Genomic DNA, 18,573 nt, shown 5'->3' on the forward strand with positions numbered 1-18,573 from the left:
ATTCCGGCGTGCCGGCGCGCGGGTCGGGGAAGATCGGCCCATGCGTTCCTCCGCCGTGGTCTCCGCCGCCCTGGCCGTGCTGCTGCTCGTCCTGGTGGCCGTGGGCTGGCCACCACTGCTCTCCCTGGACCGGTCGGTCACCGAGGAGCTGCACCGCAGCGCCGTCGCCGAGCCCGGGTTCACCCAGCTCAACCGGATCCTGAGCGACTGGGTGTGGGACCCATGGACGATGCGCGCGCTGATCGCCGTCGCGGTGGTGGTGCTGTGGTGGCGACGCGAGCGGCGGCTGGCCCTGTGGCTGACGGCGGCCGGCCTGCTCACGGCGGCCGTCCAGCAGGGGATGAAGTGGGCCGTCGGCCGGGAGCGGCCCGACTGGCCGGATCCGGTGGACTCGGCGCAGTACGCGTCGTTCCCCTCGGGGCACGCGATGACGGCGACCGTGAGCTGTGGGCTGCTGCTCTGGGTGCTCGCCCTGCACTGGCGGGAGAGCTGGCGGGGCTGGAGCGTGATCGCGGTGGCGGCCCTGGTGTCGGTGCTCGGTGTGGGATGGACCCGGGTCTATCTGGGGGTGCACTGGCCGTCGGACGTGGTGGCCGGCTGGTTGCTCGGCTACTGCCTCGTGATTGTGTCGATCATCACGTTCCGTGCATACGGCCGGGGCGCCGGGCGGGCCGGTCCGCCGGGGACGGGACGGAGGAGAATGGGAGAGACGCGATGAAGCCGCCTGTCCTGGACGATCCCCCGCGTCGCCCAGAACAGACGGCAAACCCGCTGAACAGCCACGAAGGCGCGACAGCAGGCTGCGCTGAGTATATTGGCTGCGAGCCAGTCAACGCAGGAGTCAAGCATGTCCCCGCGTAGCCCATCGGTCAATGAAGAGCTTCGGCGACGCTCTCGGGAGCGCCTCCTCGAGGCGACCGTCGAGCTCGTCTCCGAGCGCGGGTACGAGTCGACGACGCTGGGCGACATCGCCGAGCGGGCCGGTTCGGCCCGTGGTCTGGTCTCGTACTACTTCCCGGGCAAGCGCCAGCTGCTGCAGTCGGCGGTGCACCGGCTGATGCACCTGACGCTCGAGGAGGCGCTGGAGCGCGAGCCGCGGACCGATGACGGCCGGGAGCGGATGGCGCGGGCCATCGACGCGATCCTGGGGCTGGCCGTGGACCGCCCGGTACTGATGCGGACACACATGGCGGGCATCCTGCAGGCCGAGGGGTTCGTGCAGTGTCCGGAGCAGCAGCGGCTGGCGTTCCTGCTACGGGACACGGTGACGCGGTACGGCTCCGCGAACGTGGACGCGGACTATCCGCTGCTGCGGGCGCTACTGATGGGCGCCGTGGTGGCGGTGCTGCTGCCGGGGGCGCCGATGCCGATGGCGCGGCTGCGGTCGGAGCTGTTCCAGCGCTACGGACTGGATTGGGAGCAGGGAATGCCGCCGGACGGCGGTCCGCCCGACGGCATTCCCTTCACGGCCTCGGTGTCGGAGCTCCGGGTGCCGTGTCAGTCGCCCATGGCACAGACCTCGAAGACTCAGTCCTCGAAGTCGTCGAAGTAGTCCGGCTGGGTCTGGACGTTGAGCGCGTCCATCCGGATCCGCTTCGCCGGGTCCGTACGACGGTCGTCGAGCTTCAGGACGTCGAAGCCCTTCGCGATGTCGTTGGAGTAGATGTAGCCGTTGTAGTAGTAAGCGGACCACGAACCGCCGGTGCTGATGGTGGTGGCGGAGAGCGGACCGCGCTCGAAGTAGGCGATCTCCTTCGGCTTGCTGGAGTCGGTGAAGTCCCAGACGGAGACGCCGCCCTGGTACCACGCCTGGACCATGAGGTCCTTGCCCTTGACCGGGATCAGCGAGCCGTTGTGGGCGACGCAGTTCTCGGTGTCCGCCTGGTGGCGCGGGATCTTGAAGTAGCTGCGGAAGACGAGCTTGCGGTGCTTGCCCTTGCCGACGATGTCGTAGATGCCGTCCGCGCCGCGGTTCGGGCCGACGGCCGCGTTGCAGGTCGCGCCGGAGCCGCCACCGAGCTCGTCGGTGAAGACGACCTTGTTGGCCTTCTGGTTGAAGGTCGCCGAGTGCCAGAACGCGAAGTTGACGTTGTCCTGGACCTGGTCGATGACCTTCGGGCGTTCCGGGTCCTCGATGTCGAAGAGGATGCCGTCACCCATGCAGGCGCCGGCCGCGAGGTCCTTGCCCGGCAACACGGTGATGTCGTGGCAGCCGGTGGTCTTGGAGACACCCGGGTTGGTGGGACCGCCGGGGTTGCCGCCGCCGTCAGGGCCCTCGCCCGGGAACAGGACCGGGAAGCTCACGATCGCGGCCTTCTGGGGCGCCTTGCGGGGCACCTTGATGACCGAGATGCCGTCGTGCGGAGGCTGGCAGTCCGGGAACGCGGCGTTGGGCGAGTACGAGGAGACGTAGACGTACACGTCCTTCTTCTTGGGCACCAGCGTGTGGGTGTGCGAACCGCACGCGGTCTCGACGGCGGCGACGTACTTCGGGTTGCGGATGTCGCTGATGTCGAAGATCTTCATGCCCTCCCAGGAGGACTTCTCCGTGGCCGGCTGGCTGACGCTGGCACAGGAGTTGTCGCTGCGGGAGGAGTCGGTGGAGAGGAAGACGAGGTTGCCGGAGACGGAGATGTCGTTCTGGGAGCCCGGGCAGAGGACCTGGGCGACCGTCTTCGGGGCGCGCGGGTTGCTGATGTCGAAGATGCGGAAGCCGTCGTAGTTGCCCGCGAAGGCGTACTTGCCCTGGAAGGCCAGGTCGGAGTTGGTGCCCGCGAGCGCATCCTTGGGGATGTTCACGAGGTGCTGGATGTTGTCACTGTGGACGATCTCGTCCACGCCGGGTATCTCGCCGCTCTGAATGGCGGACCGGGCCTCGGCCGCCTGTGCAGAGGAGACGGTGCCCTGCGCGGTGGCGTCACCCGGGTCGGGCGTGGCGGCCGCGGGGCCGGCCGCGAGCAGGCTGACCAGCAGTCCGGCCGCGGCGGTCGCCACACCCAGACCTCTGATCCGTGCGCGCGGGGTACGCGTGATGCGCGTGGTACGCAACGAAGTCACTCCGTCCTCCCTTGTATCCGTTCGTAGTTGAACGGGTGATGGACCCCGGCAGTATCGTCCTTAGCGTGCACATCTCAACAGATGGCAACACACATGTAATGAATGTTTTTGCTCGATGCCCCTGAGAAGCGTGCTAGGAACGGTGCCCGACGCTTGTCCCCCCGGTCCCTCGGAACCACCCCTGGAGGTCGCCTTGTTGAACCGCCGTATCCGTGGAGCTGTCGCCGTCGCGCTGAGTGTCGCCGCGGTGTGGGCGCTGTCCGCCTGCGATTCGGCCCCGGACGGGAAGGCGCCGCAGAGCAAGGAGTCCACGGCGGCCTCGGTGGTGGCTCCGGGCAAGCCGGGCGAGCCGGCGCGGAGGATATCGCCGGCCGAGGCGTCCCGGCTGCTGCCCGACGACAAGCCGAACGCGGCGGACTTCACCTATGCGCAGATGATGGTCGTGCACCACAAGCAGGCGCTGACCATGACCGCGCTCGCTCCGGAGCGGGCCGGGTCGACGCAGGTCAAGAAGTTGGCGGACCGGATCACGGCGGCGCAGAAGCCGGAGATCGACGCGATGGAGGGCTGGCTGAAGAACAACGGCGGCCCGCGCGAGCAGAGCGGTCACGACCACCACACGATGCCGGGGATGGCGACCGAGACGCAGTTGGCGGAGCTCAGGAAGGCGAACGGCAAGGCGTTCGACGAGCTGTTCCTGAAGCTGATGGTCACGCACCACGAGGGCGCGGTGACGATGGCGGCGGAGGTGCTGGGGGAGGGCAACAACGTCCTCGTGGAGGAGATGGCGAACGACGTGATCGCGCAGCAGACGGCGGAGATCAACCGGATGCGCTCGATGTAGCGGAGCCCGTCCCGGGCCGACCGGGCCTGTCGCGCGTCTCCCCTGTCGGGGCTTCCGGTGCCATGCTGGAAGCCTCTCGGCGGGAATACCCGCGGCGGGAAGGAGTACGACCGTGCTTCGTGTCGCTGTCGTCGGTTCCGGGCCCAGCGGGGTCTACACCGCCCAGTCGCTGGTCCAGCAGTCCGGGGTGCCCGGGGTGCGGGTCGACGTCCTGGACCGGCTGCCCTGCCCGTACGGTCTGGTCCGCTACGGTGTCGCGCCCGACCACGAGAAGATCAAATCACTCCAGCAGAACCTGCGCGCGGTCCTGGAGGACCAGCGGGTCGGGTTCGTCGGCAACGTCGAGGTGGGCGAGCGGGGGCTGACCCCTGAGCGCCTCCTGGAGCTGTACCACGCGGTCGTGTACTGCGTGGGCGCGGCGCGGGACCGTCGGCTGGGGGTGCCGGGCGAGGATCTGGCGGGCAGCCACTCGGCGACGGACTTCGTCTCCTGGTACAGCGCTCATCCCGATGCCGCGGACAACGGATTCCGTCTCGACGGGCCCTCGGCGGTCGTGATCGGCGTGGGCAATGTGGCGGTGGACGTCACCCGGATCCTGGCCAGGGGCGCGGACGAGCTGCGGGCCACCGACGTGCCGCAGGGGGCCCTCGCGGCCCTGGCGGCCAGCAGGGTGCGCGCGGTGCACATGGTGGGGCGCCGGGGCCCCGGGCAGGCCAAGTTCACGACGAAGGAGCTCCGGGAGCTGGGCGGCCTGGGCAGCGCGCGGGTGAGCGTGGATCCGGCGGATCTGGCGCTGGACCCCGCGTTCGCGGACTCCTCGGCGCTGCCTGCCGTGAACCGGCGGAACCTGGAGGTCGTCCGAGGGTGGGCGGCGGGTGCGGCGGAGGGCTCGGGCGCGGCGGCGCGGGACGGCGCGGCCGAGGCGGCGCGGACCATCAGCCTGCGGTTCTTCCTGCGGCCGGTGGAGCTGCTGGGCGAGGACGGCCGGGTGGCCGCGGTCCGCTTCGAACGAACGGAACCGGACGGCACCGGCGGCGTGCGGGGCACGGGGCGGTACGAGGAGATCGAGGCCCAACTGGTCCTGCGGGCCGTCGGCTACAAGGGGGTCGCCCTGCCCGGGCTGCCCTTCGACCAGGCCCGGGGGACGGTCCCGAACGAGGCGGGCCGGGTGCTGCGGGACGGCGTGCCGTCGCCGGGCGAGTACGTCGCCGGCTGGATCAAGCGTGGCCCCACGGGCGTGATCGGCACCAACCGCCCGTGCGCCAAGGAGACCGTGACCTCCTTGCTGGCCGACGCGGCGGAGCTGGCCGGGCGGCCGGTGCCGGCCGACCCGATCGGCGCGCTGCGGGACCTGGGCCACGAGCCGGTCGCCTGGCGGGGCTGGCTCTCCATCGAGCGCGCGGAGTCGGACCTGGGCCGCTCACTGGGCCGCGGCCGGGTGAAGATCCCGGACTGGCCGGGCCTTCGGGCTGCGGCGCGGGAGGATGCGGACCTTCGCGCGGCCGCGAGGGAGGGCGCGGACCAGGAGGCGTAGCCGCGCCAGGGCTCTCGTCACGGCCGAACCGAGGCCACCACCCCGCTGGGGGTGCCGCGCGTCGGGCGGGGAGTCGCTACGCCTCGGCCGGGGTCGACTCCGCCAGGCGCTTCGCCTGGGCCCCGGCCGCCCGCAGGACGCTGTCCAGGAGGCCGGGGAAGAGGGCGTCCAGGTCCTCGCGGCGCAGGGCGTTCAGCTTGGCGGTGCCCCGGTAGATCTGCTGGATGACGCCGGCCTCGCGGAGCACCCTGAAATGGTGCGTCGTCGTCGACTTGGTCACCGGAAGGTCGAAGTAGGAGCAGCTCAACTCGGTGCCCTCGCGCGCCATGTCGCTCACGATCGTCAGCCTCACCGCGTCGGACAGGGCGTGCAGCACCCCCTCCAGGCGGATCTCCTCCCGCGCGGGGTGGTCCAGGACCCGAGGGTTGATCGCGGTCGTCACGGCGGCGGCTCCACTTCATCCGGGGTACGCGCCCATTGTACGAGAACTCTCGTAGTTTGACAGATGGCGTACTACGATGAGTATCGTACGAGCATCCTTCGAGGCCCCCCGAAACGGAGTCCGTCATGAGCGTCGCCCTGTTCGAGCCCTACACCCTGCGGTCGCTGACCATCCCGAACCGGGTGTGGATGGCCCCGATGTGCCAGTACTCGGCAGAGGTGTTCGGGCCGAACGCGGGAGTCGCCAACGACTGGCACTTCGCCCACTACGCCTCCCGCGCCACCGGCGGGACCGGCCTCATCCTCGTCGAGGCGACCGCCGTCGCCCCCGAGGGCCGGATCAGCCCCGCGGACCTCGGCATCTGGAACGACACCCAGGTCGAGGCGCTCCGCCGCATCTCCCGGTTCCTCAAGGAGCACGGCACCGTCCCCGGCATCCAGATCGGACACGCGGGCCGCAAGGCGTCCACCAAGCGCCCCTGGGACGGCCGCGGTCCGGTCGCCACCGGCGACCACGGCTGGCAGCCCGTCGCGCCGAGCCCCGTCGAGTTCGCCGAGGGCTACCCCGTCCCGACCGAGCTGACGACGGCGCAGATCGCGGAGATCACCGGACAGTTCGCCGACGCGGCCCGCCGGGCCCTGGCGGCCGGCTTCGAGGTGCTCGAGGTGCACGGCGCCCACGGCTATCTCATCGGCGAGTTCCTCTCCCCGCACAGCAACCGCCGCACCGACACGTACGGCGGCTCGTTCGAGAACCGCACCCGCCTGGCCCTCGAAGTAGTCGACGCCGTACGGGCGGTGTGGCCCGAGGAGCTCCCGCTCTTCTTCCGGATCTCGGCCACCGACTGGCTGGAGGAGCAGGGCTGGACCCCGGACGAGACCGTCCGCTTCGCGCGCCTGCTGCGGGAGCACGGGGTCGACCTGCTCGACGTCTCCAGCGGTGGCAACGGCGGCCCGGCCGAGATCCCGGTCGGCCCCGGCTACCAGGTGCCCTTCGCCGCCCGGGTCAAGGCCGAGACCGATCTGCCGGTCGCGGCCGTGGGGCTGATCACGGAGATCGACCAGGCGGAGAAGATCGTCGCCAACGGCGAGGCCGACGCCGTGCTGCTCGGGCGCGAGCTGCTCCGCGACGCCTCCTGGGCCCGCCGGGCGGCTCGCGAGCTGGGCGCCGAGACCCACGCGCCGAGCCAGTACGCCTGGGCGATCTGAGCCCTCCCGTTCCCGCCGCGGAATCCCCGCTTCGGGTTCCTCACTACGGATTCCTCGCTACGGGAACGCGCTTCGGACTCTCCCCAGGTTGACGCGGAACACGCCCGTGACCTGGGGAGAAGACCGTTCCGGGAGCCGCTGTCAGTGGCCGGGTGCAGACTGGCCCGTATCCGCGACAACGGCGTCCTGGAGGTGTCGGCCATGTCCGACGTAGTACTGACCGTAGGCACCCGCAAGGGTCTGTTCATCGGCCGAAGGCGCGACGGCCGGTGGGAGTTCGACGATCCCCACTTCAACGCGCAGGCGATCTACTCGGTCGCCATCGACAACCGGCGCTCCACGCCCCGGCTCCTCGTGGGCGGCGACAGCTCCCACTGGGGCCCGTCCGTCTTCCGCTCCGACGACCTCGGCGACACCTGGACCGAGCCGCCGAAGCCCGCGGTCAAGTTCCCCAAGGACACGGGGGCTTCGCTGGAGCGGGTCTGGCAGCTGCACCCCGCGCCCGCACACTCCCCGGACGTCGTCTACGCGGGCACGGAGCCCGCCGCCCTGTTCAGGTCCGACGACGGCGGTACGTCGTTCGAGCTGGTCCGCCCGCTGTGGGAGCACCCGACCCGGTCGCGGTGGGTGCCCGGCGGAGGCGGCGAGGCCGTGCACACGATCGTGACCGATCCACGCGATCCGGAGGCGGTGACGGTCGCGGTGTCGACGGCCGGAGTGTTCCGTTCCCGCGACGGAGGGGCGAGCTGGAACCCCTCCAACCAGGGAGTGTCCGCGGTCTTCCTGCCCGATCCGGACCCGGAGTTCGGCCAGTGCGTGCACAAGATCGCGCAGGACGCGGGCGACGTCGACCGGCTCTATCTGCAGAACCACTGGGGTGTGTACCGCAGTGACGACGCCGGCGCGAAGTGGACCGACATCGGCGCGGGTCTCCCCTCCGACTTCGGCTTCGCCGTCGCCGCGCACCCCCATCGGCCCGATATGGCCTATGTGTTCCCCATCAACGCGGACGAGGACCGGGTGCCGGCCGGGCGCCGTTGCCGTGTCTACCGTACGAGTGACGCCGGGGCCAGCTGGGAGGCGCTGACGGCCGGGCTGCCCGAGGGCGACCACTACGGCACGGTCCTGCGCGACGCGATGTGCACGGACGACGCCGACCCGGCGGGCGTCTACTTCGGCAACCGCAACGGCGAGGTGTACGCCAGCGCGGACGACGGGGACACCTGGCAGCTTCTCACCGAGCACCTGCCGGACGTGCTCTGCGTGCGGGCGGCGGTGATCGGGTGAGGCGCCCGGGCACTGCGCCAGTAGAGTGACGCCCGTGGCAGCACGACCGTTGAATGAGATCGTCGAACCGGGGTGGGCGCTTGCGCTCGCGCCCGTGGCCGAACGCATCGCCGCTATGGGCGACTTCCTGCGTCAGGAGATCGCCGCCGGGCGAACCTACCTGCCCGCGGGAGCGAACGTCCTACGGGCGTTCCAGCAGCCCTTCGACGAGGTGAGGGTCCTGATCGTCGGCCAGGACCCGTATCCGACGCCGGGGCACGCGGTGGGCCTGAGCTTCTCCGTGGCGCCGGAGGTGAACCCCGTGCCACCGAGCCTGGACAACATCTTCCGGGAGATGCACACCGATCTGGGGCTGCCCCGGCCCTCGAACGGCGATCTGACGCCCTGGACCCGCCAGGGTGTGCTGCTGCTCAACAGGGCGCTCACCACCGCGCCCCGGAAGCCGGGCGCCCACCGCGACAAGGGGTGGGAGGCCGTCACCGAGCAGGCCATCCGGGCGCTGGCCGCCCGCGGGAAGCCGCTGGTGTCCGTGCTGTGGGGCCGAGACGCGCGCAATCTGCGTCCACTGCTGGGCGATCTGCCGGCGATCGAGTCCTCGCACCCCTCCCCGATGTCGGCGGACCGCGGTTTCTTCGGCTCCCGGCCGTTCAGCCGCACCAACGAACTGCTCCTGCGCCAGGGGGCGCAGGAGGTGGACTGGCGACTGCCGTGACGGACGCGGGCTGGGTCGTCGGGATCGACTCGGGCGGCTCGGGGCTGCGGATCGCCCTCGCACGGGCGTCGGACGCCCGCCCCGTGGAGACCGTGACGTCGCGCGAGCCGGTGCGGACCGGTCCCGGCGGAATCGAGGCGGCCCATCTCCTCGCGCAGGTCCTGCCCGCCGTCGAGGCGATGAAGGCCCGCACCGGGGCCGGGGACATGGCCGCCGTGGCGGTCGGAGCCGCCGGTATGGCGACGCTCGGCGACGAGCTGCGTGCCGTGCTGCCGGGCGCTCTGGACCGGGCGCTGGGCGTACGGCGGCTGGCGCTGGCCGCCGACGCAGTCACCGCGTACGCGGGGGCCCTCGGGCAGCGGCCCGGGGCGGTGGTCGCGGGCGGCACGGGCCTGATCGCGCTCGGCACGGATCTCACGACCTGGCGCCGGGCCGACGGCTGGGGCCATCTGCTCGGCGACTGCGGCAGCGGTGCCTGGATCGGCCGGGCCGGCCTGGAGGCCGCGATGCGGGCCTTCGACGGGCGCCGCGGCGGTTCACCGGCGCTGCTGGCCCGGGCCGAGGAGCGGTTCGGTCCCGCCGCCGGGCTGCCGGGAGCGCTCTATCCGCGGACCGACCGGCCCGCCGTGCTGGCTTCCTTCGCCCCCGAGGTGGCTCACTGCGGCGCGGCCGGCGACGAGGTGTCGACGGCGATCCTGCGGCAGGCCGCCGCACATGTGGCCGAGGCCGCGGCTGCCGTGTGCCCGGCCGCGGGAGAGTCCGAAGTGGCTTTGACGGGCGGCCTGTTCAAGATGGGCGACCCACTCCTCGTACCGCTGCGCGCCGAGCTGGCGGAACAATTGCCGCATGCCCGCCCGGCATCGGCGGCGGGGGATCCGCTCGCCGGGTCGCTCGCACTCGCAGGTTGGCTGGCCACGGACACGCTTCGGCTGCCCACGGAGCCTCAGTTGCTGCAATTGACCCGGTAAACGACGGTTCGGACAAAGAGGGGCAGATAACGCGCTGCTGCACCTCAGTGCCCTGCGCGGCGGTCGAAACCAGTAACATGCGGCGCCATGAGCTCCCCCACTGGGCCTGCTTCCGGCCTGCCTGTACGAATGCCGCGACCCCGCCAGCCCGGACGGCACCGTCGCCCCGAACCCGTGGCGGCGCCCGAGGGTGCTCCCGCACTCGTTCTCGCCGTCCCCGGCGCGCCGTCGGCCGCCATACGCTCGCTGGCCGACGAGGTCGTGAGCATCGCCCGTTCCGAGCTGCCCGGCCTGGAGGCCGTGATCGGCTACCTGGACGGCGACGACGCCGAGTACCCCACCCTCGGAACCGTGCTGACGCGTGCCGAGACGCTGCGCACCGAGCGGTACCAGCTGGCCCTGGCGGCCGGCCGTGAGGTCAGCGCCCCCGAGGGCCCGGCCGCCGTCGTGGTGCCGCTGCTCGCCGGCCCGGACAGCGCCCTGATGCGCCGGATCCGCCAGGCCGTGATGGACAGCGGCAACGTCGCCGAGCTGACGGATGTCCTCGGCCCGCACCCGCTGCTCGCCGAGGCCCTGCATGTGCGCCTGTCGGAGGCCGGTCTTGCCCGCGCCGACCGCGCCCGGCTCTTCACGGTGGCCACCGCCGCCGACGGCATCGTCCTGGCCACGGTCGGTGGCGAGGAGGCCGTGCAGGCCGCCGGCATCACCGGCATGCTGCTGGCCGCCCGGCTGGCCGTCCCGGTCATGGCCGCCGCGCTGGACCAGGAGGGCTCGATCACCGCGATCGCCGAGCAGCTGCGCGGCTCCGGCTCGGTGCAGCTCGCGCTCGCCCCTTACCTGATCGGCCCCGAGCTGGCCGACGGCCTGCTCGACGCGGCCGCCAAGGAGGCCGGCTGCGCCGCCGCCGAGCCGCTGGGCGCCTACCCGGCGATCGGCAAGCTGGTGCTCTCGCAGTACACGGCCGCGCTGGGCATCGCCCCGCAGCAGCAGGGTGCCCCGGCCGTCTGATCGATCCACGGCATTCGGAAGGGCCCGCACCGGAGATGTCCGATGCGGGCCCTTCCGTATGCCGTGGATCCGGGGGTTCAGCCGAGGACCACGCAGGTGGCGGCCGGGGCCTCGATCGCGCCCGCGCGGCGCGGGACACCGCTCTCGGCGTCGATGTCGAACCAGGTCACGTCGCCGGAGCGCTCGTTGGCCGCGTACAGCCGCCGCCCCGAGGGGTCGAGGGCCAGGTCGCGGGGCCAGTGGCCCCCACAGGGCACGGTGGCGGCCAGGGCGGCCTTCTCGGCGTTCGGATCGAGGGTCAGGACGGCGATGCTGTCGTCGCCCCGTACGGCGGCCCACAGGAAGCGGCCGTCGGGGGAGACCGCCACCCCGGAGGGGTAGCTCGCCCCCGTGGCGCCCTCGGGCAGCACGGATGTCTCCGCGATCGGCTCGAGGGCTCCGGCCGCCCCGTCCCAGCGGCAGACGGTCAGGGTGGGTTCCAGCTCGTTCAGGACGTAGGCGTGGGTGCCGGCCGGGTGGAAGGCCAGGTGGCGCGGGCCCGTGCCCGGACGCAGGGCGGTCTCCGCATGCGGGCGCAGTGCTCCGGAGGCGGGATCGAGGGCGTAGATCCGTACGGAGTCGGTGCCGAGGTCCACGGCGGTCGCCCAGGGCCCGCCGGGTGCGGGCAGGACCTGGTGGGCGTGGGGGCCGCGCTGGCGTTCGGTGACCGGTCCCGAGCCCTCGTGCCGGGCGACGTCGGTGGCGGGGCCGAGCACGCCGCCCGGGCCGATGGGCAGGGCGGTGACGCTGCCGGAGCCGTAGTTGGCCGTGAGGACGTGGCCCCCGGCGACGGCGAGGTGCGTGGGTCCGGAGCCCTGTACGGCCATGTGAGTGCCGAGGAGCCGGGGGACGGCTCCGGTCACGTCGAAGGCGGCCACGGCGCCCTCCTCGGCCTCGGAGACGGCGTACAGCACCGTGCCCGCGAGGGCGAGGAAGGACGGGTCCGCGAGCGCGGCGGTCTCGGAGGTGACGGTCAATGCGCCGGTGGAGGCGTCGACGTCGGCGGTGAGGATGCCACGGCCCCCGGCCGAGGTGAACGATCCGATGAAGGCCCGTACAGGTCCCCGCGCGTCTGTGCCGCCCATGGCGTCTCCCCTCTCCGCCGGGCGGTCATGGCCGACCGCCCGCGTCGTCGGGGCCGACGTTAGCAGGCGGTCTAGACCAACTTGGATCACGCGGCCGGAAGGAGCCGATCCGCGACGCGGATACGAGCGGGGAGCTAGGCCGCGGGGACGAGCGGGGCGCGCGGGGAGGTGCGCATCGGCGCGGCCAGGTCGACCAGCGCGCGCTCGAGGCCGTACAGATGGCCGAGGGCCGCTTCGGCGCCCGGGTGGTGCGGCGGCAGAGCGTCCGCCGCGACGGAGGTGGAGCGCGCGGGACGGGTCGGCGGGACGAGGGCGTGGACGGCCGCCTCGACCCGCCAGGAGGCGGCGGCGAGCCGGGCGTCGTGGGAGGCGTCGGGGTCGGCGGCGACCGCGGCGAGGCCGCGGATCTCGCGGGCGCAGTCGTCGAGGAGGGCGAGGACACGGCGGGCGCGGGCCTTGCGGGCCCGCAGCGGGCTCAGCGGGTGGACGAGCGGCGCCAGCGAGAGCCGGACCCGGCCGAGCAGGACCTCGAGCTCGGCGGCGAGCGGCGCCGGGTCGGCGTCCGGGTCGCCGGCGAGCCGGCGCGCCGCGACGGTGGTGCAGTCGTGCACACAGGTCACGGCCCGCTCGATCCAGGCGTTGGTGGCGGCGTGGGTCGTCACGGGCAGCAGGGCGACACCCACGGCCGCTCCGATCGCGCCGACCGCGGTCTCCTCGAAGCGGAGCAGCAGGAGCCCAGGGTGCAGGACGCCGAGCAGTCCGTACAGCAGCCCGGCCATGACGGTCACGAAGAACATCATCCAGCTGTACGAGAGCGGGGCGGTGTAGAAGATCCCGAAGACGCACACGGCGACGAGGACGGCGGTCGGGGCGGGCGCGCCGGCGAGCGGGATCGCGATCAGGAGTCCGGCGGCGATACCGGTGACCGTGCCGACGACCCGGCGGAAGCCGCGGACCAGGGTCTCGCCGCGCGAGGCGGTGTTGACGAAGATCCACCATGCGGTGCCGACGGCCCAGTACCAGCGCTCGTGGGAGATGAACTGACCGGCGGCGAGCGCGACGGCGCAGGCGGCGGTGGCCTGGAACGCCTGCCGGGTGGTGGGCCGGTGCAGGCCGCGGCCGGGCAGCGGCGTGGGTGCGGCGGCCGGCGGGACGCGCCGCTCGATGCACCAGGCGACGAACCGGACCGCTCCCGAGACGGCGAGGGCGAGAGCCACCGCCACGTAGAGCTCCGGCAGCTGAGCGGGCAGCGCGTGCAGGAACTGGGTGACGAAGAACATCATGAAGGCGAAGATGCCGAGCGCGTGCCCGCGCGGGCCCCAGCGGCGCGCGTACACGCCCGCGAAGACGACGAGCAGCCAGGACGCGTCGCGCAGCAGCGGCGCGCCGTGCAGGGCGGTGGCGAGGGCGAGGACCGGGAAGCCGACGGCGGGCAGCAGGGCCGTGGTGGCCAGCTGCCGGCGAACGGTCGGGTCGCCGACGGTGAAGAGCGCGAGCAGCGCGGCCAGACCGCCGGTGATCGAGGCGGTGAGGGAGAGTCCGGCGAGTTCGGCCGCGGCGACGGAGAGTCCGACGCCGAGGACGGCGCGCGAGGAGACCCGCAGCCTGACCCGGCCCGGGTCGGGTGCCACGAACACGAGTCGGACGAGCCGACGCCCGGCCGCCCGGAACTGCTTCACGACGGTTGTTCCGCCCCCGCTGCCGTACACACACCCTCTTCGCATGATCTCGTGCCCCGGCCTGCTTGTGGCGGCCCCTGGACATGGGAAAGGCGCCGCGGGTCCGGTTCCCGGCCTCATCGCCGGTCCGGCGCGTGCGCGGCGCCATCTCTTCGTACTCTCCTCAGAGGAAAACACCTGGTCACCCGCTGGCTCAACTCAACCGCGCCGAGGTGTGCCATTGGTACAGTCTTCGCGAGTAGAACTCGGCCAGAAGGAGACCAACGGACCATGGCTGTGGATGAGCTCGACACGCGCATCCTGCGGTTGCTGATCGAGCAGCCGCGTACCAGCGTGCGTGAGTACGCGCGGATTCTGGGGGTGGCCCGGGGCACGGTGCAGGCCCGGATCGACCGGCTGGAGCGGGACGGGGTGATCACCGCCACCGGTCCCGTGCTCTCCCCCGCGGCGCTCGGTCACCCCGTGCTCGCGTTCGTCCACATCGAGGTCACGCAGGGGCATCTGGACGAGGTCGGCGACGCGCTCGCCGCCGTGCCGGAGATCGTCGAGGCGTTCTCGATCACGGGCGGCGGGGACCTGCTGACGCGGGTGGTGGCCCGGGACAACGGCCATCTCGAGGATGTGATCCAGCAGCTGATCCAGCTGCCGGGCGTGGTCCGCACCCGCACGGAGATGGCGCTGCGCGAGCGGGTTCCCCACCGGCTGCTGCCCCTGGTGGAGGCGGTGGGGCGGGCGTCGGGCCGGGGTGCTTGATCCCGGGTTGAGATGCTGGGACCCATGAGCACTGCGCGCCCTGCGGTCATCTTCGATCTCGACGGAACGCTGGTGGACAGCGAACCGAACTACTTCGAGGCCACCAGGCGGACCCTCGTCGCGTTCGCCGGGGACACGGACTTCGACTGGGAGCGGCACACCCGCTTCATCGGCATCGGGACACGGGAGACGCTGGAGATCCTCGGGGAGCGGTACGGGATCGAGGCGCCCGTCGACGCGTTGCTCGCCGCGACCAACCGGAACTATCTGGAACTGGCGCGGGCGTCCACGCCGGTCTATCCGCAGATGCGGACCCTCGTGGAGCGGCTGTACGCGGCGGGGGTGCCGATGGCGGTGGCGTCCGGCTCTTCGCGCACGGCCATCGAGGCGGTCCTCGGCGGGACGGGCCTCGACGCGTGGCTGACCACCCTGGTCTCGGCGGAGGAGGTCGAGCGGGGCAAGCCGGAGCCGGACGTCTTCCTGGAGGCGGCGCGCCGGCTCGGGGCCGAGCCGGCGCGGTGCGTGGTGTTCGAGGACGCGGCCCCGGGTGCCGAGGCGGCGCGGGCGGCGGGGATGCGGTGTGTGGCGCTGCCGTACGTGGCGGCGACGGTGGACGATCCGGCGTTCCGCGCGGCGGATCTGGTGTTCCGTGGCGGGCAGGCGGAGTTCACCGCCGATGCAGCGCTGGCCTGGCTCGACGACCTGGCTTAGATCCTCCGGCCGTCGCGGCTCCGGCCGTCGGACCGGCAGAAATCCGGGCGCCGGGCGGCATGTTCGTGTGGCAGGGTACGGACGCCCCGCCCCACCGCGCCCTGGAGCATTCATGTCGCTACCGTCCCGACTGATCCCGCTGCTCGACCAGTTCGACTTCGCGCGGCTCAGGCTCCGGCAACGCATGGCGGGGCCGTTCGTGGACAGCGGCAACGGCACCGACGTGGGGGTCGAGACGCTCACCGACGAGGAGTACCTCTGGGAGCCGGTTCCCGGCTGCTGGTCGGTGCGCCGCCGCAGCGACGGCCCGGGCCCTCGGGCGACCGTCCTGACCGGCGTGGGCGACTGGGGGCGGGACGCCACCCCGCCTCCGCACCCCACTCCCCCGCCGTTCACCACCATCGCCTGGCGGCTGAGCCATCTGAGCGAGCTCATGACGCTGCGCGCGGACCACACCGACGGCAGCCACAGCCTGACCCGTGACGACTACCTGATCAGCGGCGACGCCTCCTCGGCGATCGAGGCCTTCGACGCGGGAGCGGAAGCCTGGCGGAAGGCGCTGCTCTCGGTCGACGACAAGGCACTCGACACGGTGGGCCTCAGCACCTACCCGCACGGCAGCGATCCCGAGGACGCCTTCCTCGACGTCGTCTGGTGGGTCAACCAGGAACTGCTGCACCACGGAGCCGAGATCGCACTCCTAAGGGACCTCCACCGGGAACGCACCGCCTAGCCAGGACTTGTCCGGGCGATCACGGTGCCGGCGGCTGAGGGGCGCCGGGACTGCGGACGGTCGCTTGGCCGACGCCGGGGCGGCGCAAAGGGTTGGCGCGCGGGGCCGACGGAACCGGGTAACGTCTTTGTCATGTTCTTCCAGACGCCGATTTACGAGTGAGAGCGTGACGGGCCCGCTGACGACCTTCGACGTCGCCGCCCGTCCCCCACCGATGAATCCGTAGATCACTTCACATCATTACCGGGAGAACCCGTGACCGACAGCAAGAACATCAACAATCCCGTGGGCCAGGGCGGCGGCCAGCGCAAGAAGCTGTCCCGCGCCGAACGGCAGAACAACGGTCCGCACCGGAACCTCGACCGCCAGGGTGCAGCCGACAAGAAGGCGGAGCTGGTGCGCAAGATGCGCGAGAAGGCGCGCGCAGCCGAGGACGCCGCGCAGGCGAGCGACGACACCGCGCAGAGCTGACGCACCGCCGCCGCAGCGCGGCATCGCTCGGGGCAGGGCCCGGACCGCGACGCGCGGTCCGGGCCCTGCTGCCGTATCGGGCGCGGCCGGTCCCGGTCAGCTCACGGCCGGATCCGGGTGTCAGCTGCGCGTTTCCGCATGGTTCACGGTGGCAAGGCGGCGGTTGTACTGGATCACGTCGTACTTCTGGTCACCGGTGACCACGACCTCCGGGCGCGTGGGCGTGGCAGGGAAGAAGTCGTCGGCGCCCACCGGTGTGCGGGCGGCCACGTACGCCTGCCCTTGGGGGAACGCGTACATGTCGAACCGCGTCTGTTCCGACGCAGCCACTCCCTGGGGGTACTCGTCGACGCGAGGGTAAGCCGTTGTGTAGACGGAGACGGACTCTGCCCCACTCGCGGGACGGACGATCCGCGCGTTCGGGGCGGGGCGGGTGTGGATGCCCGCCGGGTTGTGGATCCATCCCTTCTGCCCACTGAACCAGATGGCCGTCCAGTCCCCCAGCACGTCGGCGACGACGAACTCCTGCCCCCACATCGCGGTGGCTCCCCAGTCGTCGATGCGGTCGGTTCCCGCCGATCCGTCCGGATGGAGGGCACGGTCGGATACGAGCGGGGCATCGCCGCTGGGCGCCGCGCGGACGTAGAGGAAGTTCGAAGGCTGGGTCTGGGTATGGCACTTCGGATCGCACACCGTAACTGTCTGCGGGTTCTCGCCGTAATCCGGGGCGATCATGACCGCCTGTCCGATCCCGATGCGCTCCCCTCCGGCTCCTCCCTCCGCCCCGAGCTTCTGGGGGGCATCGGCATCGAGGAGAGCCATGAACTCCTCCCAGTCCCAGTAGGGGCCGGGGTCCCAGTGTGCGTCCGGCGCGCGGGCCGGCCTCGTGGGGAGGACGTTGTCGTGTCCGATGATGTGTTTGCGGTCCAGTGGGACGTCGAAGCGCCGTGCGAGGTAGACCACCAGCGCGGCAGTCGCCTTGTACTGGGCCGGGGTGAACCAGGTGGGCCCCTGGGCGGCGTACCCCTCCAGTTCGATACCGACGGCGTGCAGATTGACCCAGTAGTTCCCGGCGTGGAAAGCAATGTCCTTGGTGGCAACCATCTGGGTTGCCTCACTGCCGTCGGCCTTCATCACGTAATGCGCGGAGACCCCGCTGGACGGGTCCTGAAACCAGCTGATTCCCGCATCGTAGGGCCCTTCGATGTCATGGATGACGATGAAGTCGACGTCGATGCCATGGGAGTTCCGTGTAGCCACCTGGTAGTTCGAGGCAGCAGCGGGAACGAACCGGCAGTTCAGCTCGCCGGGGCACTCCGGCACCACCGCTGCGGGAAGTGTCCGCAACCTCAGGGAGGCGAGCTGTGACTTCGACGGACGGACGTCGGGCCTCTTCGACAGCGATACCGTCTGGCCGTCCTCGCGCACCCGCTGCTGACCGGTGCGGATCACCGTGAACACGCCATCGGCGAACTGTCCGGCCGTCGCGGTGTCGGCGGCCTGGCTGTACCGTGCCACAGCCCCGTACCAGCTCCCTGGATCCGGCGAGAACTCACGGGTGATCCGCCGTTGATACGAGGCGAGGAGAGCAGCGCCCCCTCGGAGGTTCTGCAGCTCGTCCCTCTTGAGCGTCTGGGGTGCGACGCCGATCATTGCGGCGGCAGCCTGCAAGGTGTGCTCGGAAGGGTCGTCGGTGCCCGTGGCATCCACCGGCCCTTCGCCCGGGCGGTGGGTGTACGTCCTCCCGGACGTCGTGTCCGTCAGGTGCATCGGGCCGTAGCCGCCCTTGGTGCTCGGGCGGCCATGGTTGTCCTCCCACCAGGAGGACTCGTAACTGACCCCGAGAAGCACTTCCTTCGGCACACCGAACTCTGCTGCCGCCTGCTCGGCCGCCCGCTCGAAGCCACCCGGTGTCCGTTCGGACGGCCGGGCGTTCCCAGCGGCGGCGCAGCCCCAGATGAGGGCTACCGCCACACCCGCTGCGCCGAGACCCCGTCGCGCCCTTCGTCTTCTGGCCACACCACGTCCGTTTCGCTATGGCG

Annotated in this window: 18 protein-coding genes; 13 read left to right on the top strand and 5 right to left on the bottom strand. The window is 71.8% G+C overall.

The window, feature by feature from the left end; translation table 11 throughout:
• The first annotated feature begins 40 nt into the window (after window positions 1-40).
• Entirely contained in the window at window positions 41-718 is a 678-nt protein-coding gene (locus tag ACFC0D_RS06360) for a phosphatase PAP2 family protein (protein ID WP_376431629.1), read from the top strand.
• Between the two features lie 129 nt (window positions 719-847).
• On the top strand, window positions 848-1,552 hold the full coding sequence (locus ACFC0D_RS06365) for a TetR/AcrR family transcriptional regulator (RefSeq protein WP_376431631.1): 705 nt from the start codon (window positions 848-850) through the stop codon (window positions 1,550-1,552).
• Here ACFC0D_RS06365 and ACFC0D_RS06370 read toward each other — a convergent pair.
• Window positions 1,528-3,057: an LVIVD repeat-containing protein gene (locus ACFC0D_RS06370; protein WP_376431633.1), complete on the bottom strand. Its 1,530-nt coding sequence runs from the start codon at window positions 3,055-3,057 to the stop codon at window positions 1,528-1,530. The two genes, ACFC0D_RS06365 and ACFC0D_RS06370, sit on opposite strands and share 25 nt — an antisense overlap.
• A gap of 193 nt (window positions 3,058-3,250) precedes the next feature.
• On the opposite strand from ACFC0D_RS06370, the gene ACFC0D_RS06375 reads away from it, so the two are divergent.
• The gene (locus tag ACFC0D_RS06375) at window positions 3,251-3,901 is read left to right on the top strand and encodes a DUF305 domain-containing protein (RefSeq protein ID WP_376431635.1); all 651 of its coding nucleotides are present in this window, start codon (window positions 3,251-3,253) and stop codon (window positions 3,899-3,901) included.
• Window positions 3,902-4,013: 112 nt separating this feature from the next.
• The gene (locus ACFC0D_RS06380) at window positions 4,014-5,435 is read left to right on the top strand and encodes an FAD-dependent oxidoreductase (protein WP_376431637.1); all 1,422 of its coding nucleotides are present in this window, start codon (window positions 4,014-4,016) and stop codon (window positions 5,433-5,435) included.
• A gap of 76 nt (window positions 5,436-5,511) precedes the next feature.
• Here ACFC0D_RS06380 and ACFC0D_RS06385 read toward each other — a convergent pair whose 3' ends face one another.
• Window positions 5,512-5,877 carry an ArsR/SmtB family transcription factor gene (locus tag ACFC0D_RS06385; protein ID WP_376431639.1) on the bottom strand — a complete coding sequence of 122 codons (366 nt, stop codon included), beginning with the start codon at window positions 5,875-5,877 and terminating at the stop codon, window positions 5,512-5,514.
• Between the two features lie 125 nt (window positions 5,878-6,002).
• Here ACFC0D_RS06385 and ACFC0D_RS06390 point away from each other — a divergent pair, with 125 nt between their 5' ends.
• The 5 genes from ACFC0D_RS06390 (at window position 6,003) to ACFC0D_RS06410 (ending at window position 11,060) form a co-directional block, all read left to right on the top strand.
• Window positions 6,003-7,085 carry an NADH:flavin oxidoreductase/NADH oxidase gene (locus ACFC0D_RS06390; protein ID WP_376431641.1) on the top strand — a complete coding sequence of 361 codons (1,083 nt, stop codon included), beginning with the start codon at window positions 6,003-6,005 and terminating at the stop codon, window positions 7,083-7,085.
• A gap of 201 nt (window positions 7,086-7,286) precedes the next feature.
• A complete protein-coding gene (locus ACFC0D_RS06395; protein ID WP_376431643.1) occupies window positions 7,287-8,372 on the top strand; it encodes a WD40/YVTN/BNR-like repeat-containing protein in 1,086 nt (361 codons plus the stop codon).
• Window positions 8,373-8,406: 34 nt separating this feature from the next.
• Window positions 8,407-9,084, top strand: coding sequence for a uracil-DNA glycosylase (locus ACFC0D_RS06400; protein ID WP_376431645.1), 678 nt, complete (start codon window positions 8,407-8,409; stop codon window positions 9,082-9,084).
• The gene (locus ACFC0D_RS06405) at window positions 9,081-10,052 is read left to right on the top strand and encodes an N-acetylglucosamine kinase (RefSeq protein WP_376431647.1); all 972 of its coding nucleotides are present in this window, start codon (window positions 9,081-9,083) and stop codon (window positions 10,050-10,052) included. Before ACFC0D_RS06400 ends, ACFC0D_RS06405 begins: the two co-directional genes overlap by 4 nt.
• A gap of 87 nt (window positions 10,053-10,139) precedes the next feature.
• On the top strand, window positions 10,140-11,060 hold the full coding sequence (locus tag ACFC0D_RS06410) for a sirohydrochlorin chelatase (protein WP_376431649.1): 921 nt from the start codon (window positions 10,140-10,142) through the stop codon (window positions 11,058-11,060).
• Window positions 11,061-11,137: 77 nt separating this feature from the next.
• Here the strand turns inward: ACFC0D_RS06410 and ACFC0D_RS06415 are convergent, their stop codons facing one another.
• Together ACFC0D_RS06415 and ACFC0D_RS06420 are read right to left on the bottom strand one after the other, a co-directional pair.
• Window positions 11,138-12,184 (bottom strand): lactonase family protein, encoded by a 1,047-nt coding sequence (locus tag ACFC0D_RS06415; RefSeq protein ID WP_376431651.1) that lies wholly within the window; start codon window positions 12,182-12,184, stop codon window positions 11,138-11,140.
• A gap of 134 nt (window positions 12,185-12,318) precedes the next feature.
• Window positions 12,319-13,821 carry an FUSC family protein gene (locus ACFC0D_RS06420; RefSeq protein ID WP_376431770.1) on the bottom strand — a complete coding sequence of 501 codons (1,503 nt, stop codon included), beginning with the start codon at window positions 13,819-13,821 and terminating at the stop codon, window positions 12,319-12,321.
• Window positions 13,822-14,133: 312 nt separating this feature from the next.
• Between ACFC0D_RS06420 and ACFC0D_RS06425 the strand changes: the two genes are divergently transcribed.
• The 4 genes from ACFC0D_RS06425 to ACFC0D_RS06440 all read left to right on the top strand — a co-directional run bounded on the left by ACFC0D_RS06425 (window position 14,134) and on the right by ACFC0D_RS06440 (window position 16,531).
• A complete protein-coding gene (locus ACFC0D_RS06425) occupies window positions 14,134-14,616 on the top strand; it encodes an Lrp/AsnC family transcriptional regulator (protein ID WP_362356832.1) in 483 nt (160 codons plus the stop codon).
• A gap of 24 nt (window positions 14,617-14,640) precedes the next feature.
• Window positions 14,641-15,327 carry an HAD family hydrolase gene (locus ACFC0D_RS06430; protein ID WP_376431654.1) on the top strand — a complete coding sequence of 229 codons (687 nt, stop codon included), beginning with the start codon at window positions 14,641-14,643 and terminating at the stop codon, window positions 15,325-15,327.
• A gap of 112 nt (window positions 15,328-15,439) precedes the next feature.
• Complete coding sequence (locus ACFC0D_RS06435; protein WP_376431656.1) at window positions 15,440-16,060, top strand: DinB family protein; 621 nt, start codon at window positions 15,440-15,442, stop codon at window positions 16,058-16,060.
• A gap of 255 nt (window positions 16,061-16,315) precedes the next feature.
• On the top strand, window positions 16,316-16,531 hold the full coding sequence (locus ACFC0D_RS06440; RefSeq protein WP_376431658.1) for a DUF6243 family protein: 216 nt from the start codon (window positions 16,316-16,318) through the stop codon (window positions 16,529-16,531).
• Window positions 16,532-16,651: 120 nt separating this feature from the next.
• Here ACFC0D_RS06440 and ACFC0D_RS06445 read toward each other — a convergent pair whose 3' ends face one another.
• Window positions 16,652-18,505: an N-acetylmuramoyl-L-alanine amidase gene (locus ACFC0D_RS06445; RefSeq protein WP_376431660.1), complete on the bottom strand. Its 1,854-nt coding sequence runs from the start codon at window positions 18,503-18,505 to the stop codon at window positions 16,652-16,654.
• Window positions 18,506-18,573 lie beyond the last annotated feature (68 nt).

It is taken from the genome of Streptomyces sp. NPDC056222 (assembly GCF_042264065.1).
Taxonomy (GTDB): domain Bacteria; phylum Actinomycetota; class Actinomycetes; order Streptomycetales; family Streptomycetaceae; genus Streptomyces.

What these genes read in the sequence shown, in the direction of transcription:
- ACFC0D_RS06395 (WP_376431643.1), top strand. Translation starts at nt 7,287, where the DNA reads ATGTCCGACGTAGTACTGACCGTAGGCACCCGCAAGGGTCTGTTCATC.
- ACFC0D_RS06410 (WP_376431649.1), top strand. Translation starts at nt 10,140, where the DNA reads ATGAGCTCCCCCACTGGGCCTGCTTCCGGCCTGCCTGTACGAATGCCG.
- ACFC0D_RS06430 (WP_376431654.1), top strand. Translation starts at nt 14,641, where the DNA reads ATGAGCACTGCGCGCCCTGCGGTCATCTTCGATCTCGACGGAACGCTG.
- ACFC0D_RS06390 (WP_376431641.1), top strand. Translation starts at nt 6,003, where the DNA reads ATGAGCGTCGCCCTGTTCGAGCCCTACACCCTGCGGTCGCTGACCATC.
- ACFC0D_RS06425 (WP_362356832.1), top strand. Translation starts at nt 14,134, where the DNA reads ATGGCTGTGGATGAGCTCGACACGCGCATCCTGCGGTTGCTGATCGAG.
- ACFC0D_RS06360 (WP_376431629.1), top strand. Translation starts at nt 41, where the DNA reads ATGCGTTCCTCCGCCGTGGTCTCCGCCGCCCTGGCCGTGCTGCTGCTC.
- ACFC0D_RS06365 (WP_376431631.1), top strand. Translation starts at nt 848, where the DNA reads ATGTCCCCGCGTAGCCCATCGGTCAATGAAGAGCTTCGGCGACGCTCT.
- ACFC0D_RS06415 (WP_376431651.1), bottom strand. Translation starts at nt 12,184, where the DNA reads ATGGGCGGCACAGACGCGCGGGGACCTGTACGGGCCTTCATCGGATCG.
- ACFC0D_RS06435 (WP_376431656.1), top strand. Translation starts at nt 15,440, where the DNA reads ATGTCGCTACCGTCCCGACTGATCCCGCTGCTCGACCAGTTCGACTTC.